At 68.9% G+C, this 13,871-nt stretch carries 14 protein-coding genes; 11 read left to right on the top strand and 3 right to left on the bottom strand.

All coding sequences use genetic code 11. From position 1 onward, the window contains the following. Nucleotides 1-121: 121 nt before the first annotated feature. The 3 genes from AB0E56_RS14230 to AB0E56_RS14220 all read left to right on the top strand — a co-directional run bounded on the left by AB0E56_RS14230 (nt 122) and on the right by AB0E56_RS14220 (nt 3,761). A complete protein-coding gene (locus tag AB0E56_RS14230; RefSeq protein WP_359799928.1) occupies nt 122-1,018 on the top strand; it encodes a phospholipase in 897 nt (298 codons plus the stop codon). Between the two features lie 83 nt (nt 1,019-1,101). Continuing rightward, on the top strand, nt 1,102-2,139 hold the full coding sequence (gene glsA / locus AB0E56_RS14225) for a glutaminase A (protein ID WP_359799926.1): 1,038 nt from the start codon (nt 1,102-1,104) through the stop codon (nt 2,137-2,139). Beyond that, nucleotides 2,136-3,761 (top strand): MFS transporter, encoded by a 1,626-nt coding sequence (locus AB0E56_RS14220; RefSeq protein WP_359799924.1) that lies wholly within the window; start codon nt 2,136-2,138, stop codon nt 3,759-3,761. Before glsA ends, AB0E56_RS14220 begins: the two co-directional genes overlap by 4 nt. Nucleotides 3,762-3,764: 3 nt before the next feature. On the opposite strand, the gene AB0E56_RS14215 is transcribed toward AB0E56_RS14220, so the two are convergent. Beyond that, nucleotides 3,765-4,313 carry a helix-turn-helix domain-containing protein gene (locus AB0E56_RS14215; protein ID WP_359799922.1) on the bottom strand — a complete coding sequence of 183 codons (549 nt, stop codon included), beginning with the start codon at nt 4,311-4,313 and terminating at the stop codon, nt 3,765-3,767. A 104-nt stretch (nt 4,314-4,417) separates the two neighbouring features. On the opposite strand from AB0E56_RS14215, the gene AB0E56_RS14210 reads away from it, so the two are divergent. The 6 genes from AB0E56_RS14210 (at nt 4,418) to AB0E56_RS14185 (ending at nt 8,831) form a co-directional block, all read left to right on the top strand. Beyond that, the gene (locus AB0E56_RS14210; RefSeq protein WP_359799920.1) at nt 4,418-5,140 is read left to right on the top strand and encodes an AzlC family ABC transporter permease; all 723 of its coding nucleotides are present in this window, start codon (nt 4,418-4,420) and stop codon (nt 5,138-5,140) included. After that, nucleotides 5,137-5,451, top strand: a complete 315-nt coding sequence (locus AB0E56_RS14205; RefSeq protein ID WP_359799919.1) for an AzlD domain-containing protein — start codon at nt 5,137-5,139, stop codon at nt 5,449-5,451. The genes AB0E56_RS14210 and AB0E56_RS14205 overlap by 4 nt, the downstream gene beginning before the upstream one ends. Nucleotides 5,452-5,487: 36 nt before the next feature. Further along, the gene (locus tag AB0E56_RS14200; RefSeq protein WP_359799918.1) at nt 5,488-5,898 is read left to right on the top strand and encodes a histidinol dehydrogenase; all 411 of its coding nucleotides are present in this window, start codon (nt 5,488-5,490) and stop codon (nt 5,896-5,898) included. A 9-nt stretch (nt 5,899-5,907) separates the two neighbouring features. Then, nucleotides 5,908-6,228, top strand: a complete 321-nt coding sequence (gene fdxA / locus AB0E56_RS14195) for a ferredoxin (RefSeq protein ID WP_021199610.1) — start codon at nt 5,908-5,910, stop codon at nt 6,226-6,228. 9 nt (nt 6,229-6,237) lie between these two features. Next, nucleotides 6,238-7,350, top strand: a complete 1,113-nt coding sequence (gene dapC, locus AB0E56_RS14190) for a succinyldiaminopimelate transaminase (protein ID WP_359799916.1) — start codon at nt 6,238-6,240, stop codon at nt 7,348-7,350. Nucleotides 7,351-7,541: 191 nt separating this feature from the next. Then, complete coding sequence (locus AB0E56_RS14185) at nt 7,542-8,831, top strand: citrate synthase (protein ID WP_359799915.1); 1,290 nt, start codon at nt 7,542-7,544, stop codon at nt 8,829-8,831. A gap of 64 nt (nt 8,832-8,895) precedes the next feature. On the opposite strand, the gene AB0E56_RS14180 is transcribed toward AB0E56_RS14185, so the two are convergent. Beyond that, nucleotides 8,896-10,281 carry a DEAD/DEAH box helicase gene (locus AB0E56_RS14180; RefSeq protein ID WP_359799913.1) on the bottom strand — a complete coding sequence of 462 codons (1,386 nt, stop codon included), beginning with the start codon at nt 10,279-10,281 and terminating at the stop codon, nt 8,896-8,898. 225 nt (nt 10,282-10,506) lie between these two features. Then, nucleotides 10,507-11,454: a 2,3,4,5-tetrahydropyridine-2,6-dicarboxylate N-succinyltransferase gene (gene dapD / locus AB0E56_RS14175; protein ID WP_359799912.1), complete on the bottom strand. Its 948-nt coding sequence runs from the start codon at nt 11,452-11,454 to the stop codon at nt 10,507-10,509. Between the two features lie 65 nt (nt 11,455-11,519). On the opposite strand from dapD, the gene dapE reads away from it, so the two are divergent. Beyond that, nucleotides 11,520-12,593 (top strand): succinyl-diaminopimelate desuccinylase, encoded by a 1,074-nt coding sequence (gene dapE, locus AB0E56_RS14170; protein WP_359799910.1) that lies wholly within the window; start codon nt 11,520-11,522, stop codon nt 12,591-12,593. Continuing rightward, entirely contained in the window at nt 12,575-13,792 is a 1,218-nt protein-coding gene (locus AB0E56_RS14165) for a hypothetical protein (protein WP_359799908.1), read from the top strand. Before dapE ends, AB0E56_RS14165 begins: the two co-directional genes overlap by 19 nt. Nucleotides 13,793-13,871 lie beyond the last annotated feature (79 nt).

Genomic DNA, 13,871 nt, shown 5'->3' with positions numbered 1-13,871 from the left:
GGCTAGTTTTCGCTCAGGTTGATCATGCAGACTCGGTCACTTGCGCCCGGGACGATCACCCGATGAGTCTCCTGAATGGGCGTGCGACCATCCGAAAGTCGACCACCCGAAAGTCGAACCCATGCTTCAGAAGACCCGTGCGCTTCGGCGCGCCTCCGCCGCGGCATCCGCTCGCGCCGCCGTCACCGCCCGGCGCCCGATGACCATCCTCGGCGTGACTGCCGCGACACTCGTGGGCATCACGCTCAGCGTGGGACTCGCGTCCACGCCGGCCGCCGGAGCCGTCAACGCTGCCGCGTCGGCAGCCGTCCCTCGCACCGTCGTCGGTGCGGAGCCCCTGGCTCAGATCGGCGAGGAGGCCAGGGTCACCCTGGTCGAGGCGAAGAGCGCCGTGCTGGCCGCGGAGGATCTCGGTGACGCGGTCGTCGCCTCGGGGCTCGATGTCGGCGGCTCGACGACCGTCGACACGGCCGCACTCGAGGAGGACATCGACAAGCTCGCCGAGCGGGAAGTGATGCCGGTGCTGCTGATGGACATCCTCGCCGATGAGACGGCGTCCGAGACGGCCCGCGTGGTCTCCGGCACCGAAGACCTCCAGCAGGCACTCACCGCGGCTCAGGAGAAGAAGGCCGCGGAGGACGCGGCACGGATCGCCGCCGAGAAGGCAGCCGCCGCCGAGAAGGCCGCAGCCGACCTGGCCGCCGCGAACACCGTCGAGGGTGCGAAGGCGACCGCGCGACAGCTGATGTCGAGCCAGTACGGGTGGGGAGCCGATCAGTTCTCGTGCCTGGAGTCGTTGTGGACCAAGGAGTCGGGCTGGAACTACCAGGCGTACAACGCCGACGGCGGTGCCACCGGCATCCCCCAGGCACTCCCCGGAAGCAAGATGGCCGCCGCGGGGGCCGATTGGCAGACGAGCGCCGCGACCCAGGTCGCCTGGGGGCTCGGCTACATCTCGAGCGCGTACGGCAGCCCCTGCAGCGCCTGGTCGCACTCGCAGGCCATGAACTGGTACTGATCCGAAATACTCCTGTTCTGAGAGACCGGCGGCCGCTACGGTGGCACTGACGCCTGGGGACGTCGCCGACCCCAGGAGGACACATGCTCGACCCGGTCGCATGGCAAGGCGTCGCGCAAGAGGTGTCGACCGGCGCGCTCCCGGGCTGGGACCGGGTCGAGGAGATCGTACGCGAGGCGCATCTGCGGTACTCCTCGGAACGCGGTGGCCGTGTCGCGGACTACATCCCGATCCTCGCGGAGGCCGACCCCGAGCTGTTCGGCCTCGCCGTCATCGAGGTCGGCGGCGGGTTGCACGATGCCGGCGATGCGATGCACGCCTTCTCGATCCAGTCGATCTCGAAGATGTTCGTCTACGCGCTGGCGATCCAGGAGCACGGGCACGAGCGGGTGCGTGAGATCGTCGGCGTGAACAACACGGGTTTGGCGTTCAACTCGGTCGTGGCGTTGGAGCTCAACGACGGGCATCCGATGAACCCCATGGTCAATGCGGGCGCCATCGCGACGACCGGGCTGATACCGGGGGCGACGCCGGACGAGCAGTGGGTGTGCATCAGGGATGGACTCTCCGCCTTCGCAGGACGCCCGCTCGCCCTCGACGATGTCGTCTACTCGTCGGAGGCGGCGACGAACGACCGCAACCGGGCGTTCGGACGTCTCCTTCGCAGTTACGGTCGACTGGACGGCGACCCGGACGCGGTGGTCGACGTCTACACGCGCCAGTGCGCGCTCAGCGTCACCGCGCACGACCTCGCGGTCATGGGGGCGACGCTGGCGGACGGCGGTGTGAATCCCGTCACGGGGGAGCGGGTGGTCTCGGAAGAGGTGTGCCGGGACACGCTCGCCGTGGTCGCATCGACCGGGCTCTACGAGCGCTCGGGAGACTGGCTCTTCGAGATCGGTCTTCCCGCGAAGTCCGGGGTGGCTGGAGGCATCGTCGCGATCGCTCCCGGCAAGGGGGCCGTCGCGGGGTTCTCGCCGCGTCTCGACGAAGCCGGGAACTCGGTGAGATCGCAGATGGCGATCGGCTACCTCTCGCGGGCGCTCGGGCTCAACCTCTTCGCATCCGTACCCGCTCGTGACGCGACCGGGGCCCTCTCTGCACCCCTGGAGGAGAAATGACGACCACAGAGCAGAACCCGACGAAGACCTCCTGGCTGCCCATGGTCAGCCTGTTCCTCGCGCAGGTGCTGATGTCGTTCAACGTCGCCGCGCTGCCGATCTCCCTCGGCGGCATGGTGAGCGAGTTCGGCGTGCCGCCGACGGTCGCCAGCACCACCATCGTCATGTACGGACTCGCGGTCGCCGCGCTCGTCATGACGGGCGCGAAGCTCGGACAGCGCGTCGGATGGGTGCTCATCTTCCGCGTGGTCGTCGCGCTGTTCGCCGGATCGGCGGTCATGATGCTCGTCGCGCCCACGGTCGGCTGGGCCATCGCAGGTCAGGCCGTCGCCGGGGCGGCGGCGGCCATCATCGTGCCCTCGATCGTGGCGCTCATCGCGGAGAACTACCGGGGACCGCAGCAGGCGACGGCGATCGGCGCGATCGGATCGGCCCGCGCGATCTCCGGCGTCAGCGCCTTCCTCATCGGCGGCACCCTCGGCACGCTCGTGGGATGGCGCCCCATGTTCTTCATCGTGCTGGGGATCGCGGTGCTGGTCTTCGCTCTGAGCTTCACGCTGCGCGGCGACAGAGGTGACGCCTCGATCCGCATCGACCTGGTCGCCTCGCTTCTGATCGGCGCCGCGATCGTGCTGCTGACGTTGGGCTTCAACAATCTGAACGGCTGGGGTGCGCTGGCGGCGACGGAGGCGGCGCCGTTCAGCATCCTGGGGCTGTCGCCTGCACCCGTCTTCATCGTGGTCGGTGTGGTGCTGGGGCAGGGGTTCTTCCTCTGGACCAGGAAGCGGATGGCCGAGGGCAAGGTCCCCCTGATCGATCTGAGCGTCCTCGGCTCCGGTCGCGAGCGTGCGGCGGTGTACGCGATGTTCATCGTCGTCGCGCTGGAGGCGTGCGTCAACTTCACGATTCCGCTGTACATCCAGATCGTGCAGGGGCGCACGCCGTTCGACACGTCGATCGCCATGATGCCGTTCAACCTCACCGTCTTCATCACGGCGACGCTCGTGGTGCGCTTCTATCGGCGGTTCCCGCCGCGCACGATCGGGGTGTTCGGGTTCATCCTGACCACCGCCGCGCTCGTGTGGTTGTCGGTCGTCGTGAACAACAACTGGGAGACGATCCCGACGATCGCGGGACTCATCGTGTTCGGCATCGGACAGGGCGCCCTCGTCACCCTGGTGTTCAACGTCCTCGTCACGGCTGCCCCCGCAGAACTGGCGGGGGATGTCGGTTCGTTGCGCGGGACGACTCAGAACCTCGCGTCTGCGGTCGGTACGGCGCTGGCCGGCGCCCTGCTCGTCTCGCTGCTCGCGCTGAGCGTCGGCAGGGCCGTCGTCGAGCATCCTGAGCTGCCGCCGTCGCTGGTCGCGCAGGTCGACATGGACAATCTGAACTTCATCAGCAACGACGATCTTCGCGTGGCCTTGGAGTCGACGGATGCGACCCCCGCCCAGGTGGATGCGGCCGTCGCGGTGAACGAGGAGTCCCGTCTGGGCACTCTCAAGCTCGGGCTGCTGATCCTCGCCGGCATCAGCGCGCTCGCGATCCTCCCCGCGTCGCGGCTGCCGCAGTACCGTCCGCATGAGATCCCCGACCCCTCGCCTGCGGGCGGGCCGGAGTGACGCTCAGCGCAGTTCGGAGATGAGCACGGCGCTGGTGCCAGGCACCGTCGCCTCGAAGATGTGCGGCGCATCGCCGGCGTACGTGAGATAGTCGCCGGGGTTCAGCAGCACGGGATCGCCGACGGGGCCGATCTGCGCCTGGCCCGCGATGAGGATCACGTGTTCGATGGTGCCGGCATGGTGGGGATCGGAGCGACGGGGATCTCCCGGCTCGGCCTGGATCAGGTAGACGTCTCGTCGCGCGCCGGGAGGACTGGCCGACAGCAGTGTCGCGCTGTAGGCGGCGGCCGAAGAGGGGACGCCTGCGAGGTCCTCGGCGCGGATCAGGGTCGGAGCGTTCGCCTGCTGGTCGACCAGGACGGCGAACGGCACGCCGAGCGCCACTCCGAGTGCCCAGAGCGTCTCCACGCTGGGGTTCCCGGCACCGCTCTCGAGCTGTGACACCGTCGCCTTCGACACCCCTGCCCGACGGGCGAGCTCGGAGACCGAAAGGCCCACAGCCTCCCGTTCCCGGCGCAGCGTGCGGGCGATGCGTGTGCGGAGATCCTCCATGCGTTCATCATGTCAAACGTTCGTTCGCTTGACTATCCATGCAGGACTGTTCAAAATCATAGTCATGTGTTCATTCAAGCGAACGACGGAGCTGGGGCGGCAGGATGACCGCTGAGCGCGAGGTCTGGCGCGAGGCTCTCGGTGTCGTGCTCGCGACCAGTGCGTACGGCATCTCGTTCGGCGCGTTGGCGGTGGCATCCGGACTCGACGTGTGGCAGACGTGCGTCCTGAGCCTGCTGATGTTCACGGGCGGATCGCAGTTCGCCTTCGTCGGGGTGTTCACGGCCGGCGGCCTCGCCGCGCTGCCCTCGGCGATCGCGTCGGCTGCTCTCCTCGGCGTGCGCAACGTCGCCTACGGGATGCGGATGTCAACCATCGTGGCCGGAGGGCCGTTCCGCAAGGCTGCGGCCGCGCACTTCACGATCGACGAGTCGACGGCGGTCGCGATCTCGCAGAGTCAGCCACGGCTGCGGCAGCTGGGATTCTGGATCACCGGCATCGGCATCTTCGTCGGGTGGAACATCACGACGCTCGTCGGAGCCCTGGTCGGCGACGTGCTCGGCGATCCGAAGACCTGGGGGTTGGATGCGGCCGCCGCCGCCGCGTTCCTCGCGCTGCTCTGGCCGCGGCTCAAGCAACGGCAGGCGGTGGCCGTCGGCGTCGCGGCAGCCGTCGTCGCGGCGGCCTTCACGCCGCTGCTCATGCCGGGGCTCCCGGTGCTCGTCGCCGCGGTCGTCGCGATCGCGGTCGGTTGGTTCAACTGGCTCGGTTGGCCGTCACCGCCGCGGACGGAGCGGGCGGACGCCCCGTCGGGAGGAGGCGCATGAGCCTCTGGAGCGCGATCCTGCTCGCCGCACTGATCTGCCTTGCGCTCAAAGCCGCCGGTTACCTCGTCCCGCCCAAAGTTCTCGAGGCGCCGCGCACGGCGCGGATCTCCGACCTGTTGACGGTGGCCCTCCTCGCGGCGCTCGTCGCCGTGCAGACGCTCGGCGACGGTCAGGCGATCACGGTGGATGCCCGGGTGCCCGCTCTCCTCGTCGCCGCAGGGCTCCTCTGGCTCCGGCAGTCGTTCCTCGTGGTGGTGGTCGCGGCGGCGCTGGTGGCGGCGGTCCTGCGTCTTCTGGGTCTCGCAGGCTGACGACTCCTCCGCAGCCGTCGCCGGTAGGATCGACGGGTGCGCGTGAGCTGGGTGTCGAGAGTCCTGTCCTGGGTGGCGGCCGCCGTGGTCGGCGGCGTCTACGGCATCGCCGGCACGATCGCGCACAGCGTGGCGTGGGGTCCGATCCCGGTCGGGCTGATCGTCGCCGCGATCGCGTGCGCGGCGATCCTCATCGCCGTGCGCGCGCTCACGCACGACAGGGGAGCAGCGGTGGCCGCGGGCCTCGGCATGATCGGGATGCTCGTGCTGATCTCGGGTGTTGGCCCCGGGGGCTCCGTCGTCGTCCCCGACTCGCTCAGCGGACAGGTCTGGACCTATCTCGTCGCCGGGATCGTGCTTCTCGTGATCGCGTGGCCGTCGTTCTCGCGGCCGCCCGTGCGCACCGAGGCGCCCGCCGCGCAGGAACCCGAGCCGCACGAGACGTAGACTGGAGGGGTGACGTATGTGATCGCCCTCCCGTGCGTCGATGTCAAGGACCGCGCCTGCATCGACGAGTGCCCCGTTGACTGCATCTACGAGGGGGAACGCTCGCTGTACATCCACCCCGACGAATGCGTGGACTGCGGCGCCTGCGAACCCGTCTGCCCCGTCGAGGCGATCTACTACGAAGACGACCTGCCCGACGAGTGGCAGGACTACTACAAGGCCAATGTCGAGTTCTTCGACGAGATCGGCTCGCCCGGCGGTGCCGCCAAGGTCGGCGTCTACGCGTTCGACCACCCGATCATCGCCGCGCTCCCGCCCCAGGGCGAGTAGGCGCGTCCTGTGAGCGTCCGCGACCTCGCCGAGTACCCGTGGGATGCCGTCGTCCCGTTCCGCGAGCGCGCGGCGCAGCATCCCGACGGCCTCGTCGACCTGTCCGTCGGCTCGCCGGTGGACCCGACGCCGGAGATCATCCGGCAGGCACTCGCCGACGCGACCGACGCGCACGCCTACCCGCAGACCGTCGGGACGCCGAGTCTGCGCGAGGCCATCGTCGACTGGTATGCGCGGCGCAGAGGGGTGCTCGACCTCACGGTCGACAACGTGCTGCCCACGATCGGCTCCAAAGAACTCGTCGCGCTGCTGCCGACGCTGCTGGGACTCGGCGAGGGCGACATCGTCGTGCACCCGAGCGTCGCGTATCCGACCTACGAGGTCGGCGCCCGCGTCGTGAGAGCGACCACGTTCCCGTCCGATGATCCGGCGGAGTGGCCGGACGGCACGGCGCTGATCTGGATCAACACCCCCGGCAACCCGGACGGTCGCACCTGGACGGTCGACGAACTCGGCGCAGCGGTGCGCCGCGCCCGTGAACTCGGCGCCGTGCTCGCCAGCGATGAGTGTTACGCGGAGCTGGGCTGGGACGGCCCCTGGGCGACCGAGCCGATCCCCTCCATCCTCGACCCGCGGGTCACCGGGGGCAGCCGTGCGAACCTGCTCAGCGTGTACTCCCTCAGCAAGCAGTCGAACCTCGCGGGGTATCGCGCCGCGTTCGTCGCGGGCTGCGCCCGCATCGTCGGTGACCTCCTCACGGCGCGCAAGCACCTCGGGCTCATGCCGCCCGCACCGGTGCAGCATGCCATGGCCGTCGCGCTCGGAGACGACGACCACGTCGCCGTGCAGAAGGAGCTCTACCGCGCGCGGCGCGACGCGCTGTGTCCCGCACTGGAATCCGCCGGCTTCCGCATCGACGGATCGGAAGCGGGGCTGTACCTCTGGGCGACCGAAGGCCGTGACGCGTGGGAGTCGATGGGTCGGCTCGCCGATCTCGGCATCCTCGCGGGGCCGGGACCTTTCTACGGGGCGAGTTCCGCCCAGCACGTGCGCCTGGCCCTCACGGCCCCGACGGATCGGGTCGTCGAGGCTGCACGCCGACTCGCAAGCACGTCTCTGTAGGTTCTCACCTCACACTCGGCATCTGTTTGGCGGATGTCACAGTAGGCCTGTGTGCCTACTAGGCTGTAAAGGCGATTCGGTCGTGACCCGACCTGGTGCACAGCGCCGTGAGATCGCCAGTTCCGACTTGATCACGATCTTGTCCGATGTCACCGCGACGAGCGGGGCTCGGACACCAGGAGGAGGTCCGCGTGAGCGCTGCGGCAGACCAGACGGCGAAGCTGACGATCGGCGACACGACCGCCGAATTCCCGCTACTGCGCGGCACGGCCGGGCACGACAGCATCGACTTCTCGACGTTGACGCGGCAGACGGGGTACACCGGCCTCGACTACGGGTTCGTGAACACCGCCTCCACCAAGTCGGAGATCACGTTCATCGACGGCGACAAGGGCATCCTGCGCTATCGCGGATATCCGATCGAGCAGCTGGCGGGTTCCACGAGCTACCTCGAAGTCGCCTGGCTCCTGATCTACGGCGAACTGCCGTCGGCCTCCGAGCTCGCCGAGTTCGACGAGAAGATCCGCCGCCACACGCTGCTGCACGAAGACCTCAAGCGGTTCTTCTCGGCGTTGCCGCACACGGCGCACCCCATGTCGGTGCTATCGTCCGCTGTCGCGGCGCTCTCGACCTACTACGAGGGCCAGACCGACCCGCACAACCCCGAGCACGTCGAGCTCAACATGGTGCGCATGCTCGCCAAGCTGCCTGTGATCGCGGCGTACGCGCACAAGAAGAGCGTCGGCCAGGCCTTCCTCTACCCCGACAACTCGCTGAGCTTCGTGGACAACTTCCTCAAGCTCAACTTCGGTGTGCACAGCGAGGAGTACGAGGTCAACCCGGTCATGTCGAAGGCTCTCGAGCTGTTGCTGATCCTGCACGAGGACCACGAGCAGAACGCCTCGACCTCGACCGTCCGCCTGGTGGGCTCGACCGGAGCGAACCAGTTCGCATCGATCTCGGCCGGCATCCAGGCACTCTCCGGCCCGCTGCACGGTGGCGCGAACGAAGCCGTGCTCACCATGCTCGGTCAGATCCGCGACTCCGGCCAGAGCGTCTCGCGCTTCGTCGAGCGGGTGAAGAACAAGGAAGAGGGCGTGAAGCTCATGGGCTTCGGGCACCGGGTCTACAAGAACTACGACCCGCGCGCCAAGCTCGTCAAGGATGCCGCCGACGAGGTGCTCTCCTCGCTCGGCGTGACCGATCCGCTCCTCGACCTCGCGAAGGAGCTCGAGGAGCTCGCGCTCGCAGACGACTACTTCCGCGAGCGTCGCCTGTACCCGAACGTCGACTTCTACACGGGCGTCATCTACAAGGCGATGGGCTTCCCGACCCGCATGTTCACCGTGCTGTTCGCGATCGGCCGTCTGCCCGGCTGGCTCGCACAGTGGCGCGAACTGCAGCTCGACCCGCAGACCAAGATCGGTCGCCCTCAGCAGCTCTACACGGGATCGCCCGAGCGATCGTTCCCCACTCGCTGAGCGCAGAACCGAAAGCGCCCCCACCGCCGAAGCGGAGGGGGCGCTTTTCGATGCGCTGGGTGGGTCAGCGACCCTGCGCGCTGCGGCCGCCGCCCTGACGGGACAGGCCGCTCTGCGTGGAGTAGCCGCCGCCCTGACCTGCGCCGTTGGAGCGGGGACGGCGACGACGGCGCGACGGCGGGTTGGCCGCCCCGTTCTTCTCGCCACCGGCAGGACGCTGCTTCGACGACTGCCGCTGCTGCTGCTGCTGCGGTGCCTGCACAGGGGCTGGGCGCACGTGCGGTGCGCGCTCCGGCACCAGCGCCGTGATCGTCGCCGAGGTCACGTCCTCCAGGGGAGCGGTGATCGCGGCCTTGCGGAGAAGGTCCTTGACGTCGCGGCGCTGCTCGGGCAGCACGACGGTCACGACCGTACCGGCGGCACCGGCGCGCGCCGTGCGTCCGGAGCGGTGCAGGTACGCCTTGTGCTCGACCGGCGGATCGACGTGCACGACGAGGTCGACGTTGTCGACGTGCACACCGCGAGCGGCGACATCCGTCGCGACCAGCACGCGCACGCCGCCGTCTTCGGGGGCAGCGGAGAAGGCGCCGAGGTTGCGCTCACGAGCGTTCTGCGACAGGTTGCCGTGCAGGTCGACGGCGGGGATGCCGGCGGCGGTCAGCTGCTTCGCGAGCTTCTTCGCCTGGTGCTTGGTGCGGGTGAAGAGGATGCGACGACCGGTTCCCGACGCGAGGTCGCGCACGAGGGCGGTCTTGTTGTCGGTGGAGTCGACGACCAGCACTCGGTGCGTCATCTCGCCGACGGGCACGCTCTCCTCGTCGACCTCGTGGCTGACCGCGTTCGAGAGGAAGCGGCGGGCGAGGGTGTCGATGCCGCGGTCGAGTGTGGCACTGAACAGCAGGCGCTGGCCGCCGGCCGGAGTGGCCGTGAGGATGCGCGTGACACCGGGGAGGAAGCCGAGGTCGGCCATGTGATCGGCCTCGTCGAGCACGGTGACCTCGATCGCGCTGAGACGCACGACCTGCTGCTTCATGAGGTCTTCGAGACGACCGGGGCAGGCCACGACGATGTCGACGCCGCCGCGCAGCGCCTGCTCCTGCGGACGCTGGCTGACGCCGCCGAAGACGGTCGTGACGCGCAGGCCGGCGGCTTCGGCGAGAGGAGCGATGGTGGCGGCGATCTGCGTCGCGAGCTCGCGGGTCGGCGCGAGGACGAGTCCGCGGGGAAGGCCGGCGCGACGCTGACCGCCGGAGGCGGCGAGACGTGCGACGAGGGGGAGGGCGAAGGCGATGGTCTTGCCGCTGCCGGTGCGGCCGCGACCGAGGAGGTCACGACCGGCGAGGGAGTCGGGAAGGGTATCGCGCTGGATGGCGAACGCCTCGGTCTTGCCGGAGGCGGCGAGAACGGCGGCGAGCTCGGTGGGAACACCGAGTTCAAGGAAAGTAGACATGCAGGAACTCCGTCAGCGCACGAGTGAACGTCGCGAGATAAGGGGTGAGGTGGGCGACGGCGCAGGAGGTGCGCATCGGTTCGCCGTTCGAAAGGCCAGCTGATGCTGGTTATGGGAGCAGTTCCGCTCGCTTCGGTCCTCGGAGACCCCGTGACGACGACGATGTTGCGAGACCGGCGGTCTGTGCAACGACTACAGTCTACCAGTGCGGACGGGTCCGAGCGCTCAGGCGTGCAGCGCCTCGTTCAGCGTCACCCCGACGCCGGCCCGGCGTACGGCCTCGACCGCACCGCTGAGGGAGTTGCGGCGGAACAGCAGCCGGTCCTGGCCGGAGAGCTCAGCGCCCTTCACCGTCCGCCGTCCGCCGTCCGCCGTCACAGGACCGTCGACCAGCACGATCTTCGTCCCCGCCGTCACGTAGAGGCCCGCTTCGACGACGCAGTCATCGCCCAGCGAGATGCCGATCCCGGCGTTCGCGCCCAGCAGGGTGCGCGCACCGATCGAGACGCGGTGGGTGCCCCCGCCGGAGAGCGTGCCCATGATGGAGGAACCACCGCCGATGTCGCTGCCGTCGCCGACGACCACCCCCTGCGAGACGCGTCCTTCGACCATCGAGGCCCCCAGCGTCCCCGCGTTGAAGTTGACAAAGCCTTCGTGCATGACGGTCGTCCCGGGGGAGAGGTGGGCCCCGAGACGCACCCGGGAGGCATCCGCGATCCGGACCCCGCTCGGTTGCACGTAGTCGGTCAGCCGCGGAAACTTGTCGAGTCCCTGCACCTGGATGCCGGCGCGCTGGAGGTGTGCGCGCAGACGGGCCGCGTCCGCCGGGAGCACGGGGCCCGCATTGGTCCAGGCGACGTTCGGCAGGTGTCCGAAGATGCCGTCGAGGTTGAGGTCGTTGGGGCGCACCAGGAGGTGCGAGAGCGCATGAAGGCGGAGATACGCGTCGGCTGTCGAGGCCGGGGCGGCGTCGAGGTCGATCTCGAGCTGAACGACCTCGACGCTGACGTTGCGGCGCTCATCACGTCCGACGAGGGGTTCCAGCGCGGCGACGGCGGCGTCGTCGGCGACCGCGCGCCCGATGCGCACCTCCGGATACCACGCGTCGAGAACCGTGCCGTCTCCGGCGATCGTGGTCAGTCCGATACCCCATACCGTGCGCGCGTCACTCATCCCTCCACGCTAGCGCGCCCCGCTCGGTGCGACGTCACTCATGACGAGGTAAGTAGGCTTGACGCATGGTGCTCGATCTGACCGCGTCCTCCGTCGACCTCACCCGTGCGATCTGCGACATCCCGAGTGTCTCCGGCGAGGAGAAGGCGCTGGCCGACGTCATCGAGCAGGCGGTCGCGCCCCTCGCACATCTCGAGGTGATCCGGCACGGCAACACGATCGTCGCCCGTACGAACCTCGGACGCGCACAGCGTGTGGCCATCGCCGGACATATCGACACCGTGCCGATCAACGAGAACCTGCCGACGCGAAACGTCGAGATCGAGGGCGTTCCTCACCTCTGGGGACGCGGCACGGTCGACATGAAGGCCGGCACCGCGGTGCAGCTCAAGCTTGCGGCGGAGCTCGTCGACCCGGTCGTCGACATCACCTGGATGTGGTACGACAACGAGGAGGTCGAAGCGTCCAAGAACGGTCTCGGACTCCTCGCCGCCGTCCGGCCCGACCTGTTCCACGCCGACTTCGCGATCCTCGGAGAGCCCTCCAACGGTGAGGTCGAAGGCGGATGCAACGGCACGATGCGGGCCATCGTGCGCACCACCGGGGTACGCGCGCACAGCGCCCGCGCGTGGATCGGTGAGAACGCCATCCATCGAGCCGCGCCGATCCTGACCCGTCTCGCGGAGTACCGGGCCAGGGAGGTGCTCGTCGAAGGGCTGCTGTATCGCGAGAGCCTGAGCGCGGTGCGCATCGCGGGTGGTGTCGCCGGCAACGTCATCCCCGACGCCTGCGAGGTCGAGGTGAACTATCGGTTCGCTCCGAGCAAGTCCGCTGCGGATGCGGAGGCGCACCTGCGCGGGGTGCTGGCGGGCTTCGACGTCGAGATCACGGATGCCGCAGAAGGTGCCCGCCCCGGACTCGATGCGGAGATCGCGAAGCAGTTCGTCGCCGCCGTCGGCGCGGAGCCGCGTCCGAAGTACGGCTGGACCGATGTCGCCCGGTTCTCCGCGCTCGGCATTCCCGCAGTCAACTACGGCCCCGGTGACCCCCATCTCGCCCACCACGACGAGGAGCGGGTGCCGCTCGCGCAGATCGACGCCGTGGAGCGGGGCCTGCGCGCATGGCTCACCTCGCACTGAGCGCAGCCCGTCGCTGGGCGCAGTCCCCCCTGGCTCTGCGCATCGCCGTCGTCTACCTGACTGCGCGCGTCGTGACGACGCTGTTCCTCGTGCTCGCCGCGTCGCTGTCGACCTCGTTCTCGCGTTTCGGAGCAGACCCGGGACTCGTCGACTTCGTGCTCGGGTGGGACGCGCAGTGGTACTGGCTCGTCGCCGAGAACGGGTACCCGAGCGACCTCCCGCTGACCGACTCCGGCGAGGTCGCCGAGAACGCCTGGGCCTTCATGCCGGTGTTCGCATACGCCGCGAAGGCCGTGGGGTTCGTGTTCGGCTCGTGGGGAGCGGGTGCGCTCCTGATCTCGCTCGTCGCCGGATACTTCGCCTGCCTCGCCCTGCACCGGCTGCTGCGGGATCACGTGGGCGCCTCCGCAGCGCTGTGGGCGGTCGTCTTCTTCGCGACGGGTCCCCTCGGGGCGATGTTCCAGGTCGGCTACGCCGAGACCCTGTTCCTGCTGTTGCTGTTCCTCGCGCTCGATGCGACGACCAGACGCGACTATGCCCGGTTGTACCTCTTCATCCCGATCATGGCGTTCACGCGCCCCGGCATCCTGGCGTTCGCGCTGTTCCTCGGGCTGCACGGCATCACCCGTTGGTTCCGCCGCAGGGAGGATTCGCTGTCCGGTCGTGAGATCGCACACATCATCGCGCTGGGTGCGCTGGCGACGGCAGCGGGCTTCGCCTGGCAGGTCATCGCGGGCGTCGTCACCGGCGATCCCGGCGCGTACCTCGCGACCGAACTCGCCTGGCGACGTCACTGGATCGTCGGTGGCGTCGACGGCTTCGTGCCGTTCGAGGGGTGGGTGCAGGCGTCACAGTTCTGGTTCGGGCTCTGGGGGCTGCCGTCATGGTGGGGGCCGACCGCGCTTGCGCTCTCGGTGGTAGCCGCCGGTGCGGCACTGCTGTACTCGCCGCAGGTGCGTGCTCTCGGAAGCGATCTGCGGCTCTGGAGCGCCAGTTATCTGCTCTACCTGCTGGCCGTGTTCTTCCCGCAGTCGAGCACGTTCCGCCTGGTGCTGCCTCTCAGCCCGCTGTGGGGCGCTGTCGCGGTGCCGCGATCACGGGTGTGGAGAGTCGGGGTTCTGGCGCTCTGCCTCCTCGGGCAGTGGTTCTGGATCTACCACGTGTACGCGCACGGAAGCACGTTCTGGCAGGTGCCGTGACAGCGGGTTGCGGACCAATTGTCGCCCGGTGACCTCCAGGTCCCGATGACACCCGATAAACTCGTTCCATACCACCGGA

The organism is Microbacterium sp. NPDC028030 (assembly GCF_040637855.1).
GTDB lineage: Bacteria > Actinomycetota > Actinomycetes > Actinomycetales > Microbacteriaceae > Microbacterium.
The sequence above is the reverse complement of the archived record's forward strand: the minus strand, read 5'-3'. Positions and strand labels throughout refer to the sequence as shown.

Excerpts from the sequence above, each read along its gene's own strand:
- AB0E56_RS14230 (WP_359799928.1), top strand. The coding sequence starts at position 122 with ATGCTTCAGAAGACCCGTGCGCTTCGGCGCGCCTCCGCCGCGGCATCC.
- AB0E56_RS14205 (WP_359799919.1), top strand. The coding sequence starts at position 5,137 with ATGAGCCTCTGGAGCGCGATCCTGCTCGCCGCACTGATCTGCCTTGCG.
- AB0E56_RS14180 (WP_359799913.1), bottom strand. The coding sequence starts at position 10,281 with ATGTCTACTTTCCTTGAACTCGGTGTTCCCACCGAGCTCGCCGCCGTT.
- dapD (WP_359799912.1), bottom strand. The coding sequence starts at position 11,454 with ATGAGTGACGCGCGCACGGTATGGGGTATCGGACTGACCACGATCGCC.
- AB0E56_RS14215 (WP_359799922.1), bottom strand. The coding sequence starts at position 4,313 with ATGGAGGATCTCCGCACACGCATCGCCCGCACGCTGCGCCGGGAACGG.
- AB0E56_RS14165 (WP_359799908.1), top strand. The coding sequence starts at position 12,575 with ATGGCTCACCTCGCACTGAGCGCAGCCCGTCGCTGGGCGCAGTCCCCC.
- glsA (WP_359799926.1), top strand. The coding sequence starts at position 1,102 with ATGCTCGACCCGGTCGCATGGCAAGGCGTCGCGCAAGAGGTGTCGACC.
- AB0E56_RS14210 (WP_359799920.1), top strand. The coding sequence starts at position 4,418 with ATGACCGCTGAGCGCGAGGTCTGGCGCGAGGCTCTCGGTGTCGTGCTC.
- AB0E56_RS14220 (WP_359799924.1), top strand. The coding sequence starts at position 2,136 with ATGACGACCACAGAGCAGAACCCGACGAAGACCTCCTGGCTGCCCATG.
- dapE (WP_359799910.1), top strand. The coding sequence starts at position 11,520 with ATGGTGCTCGATCTGACCGCGTCCTCCGTCGACCTCACCCGTGCGATC.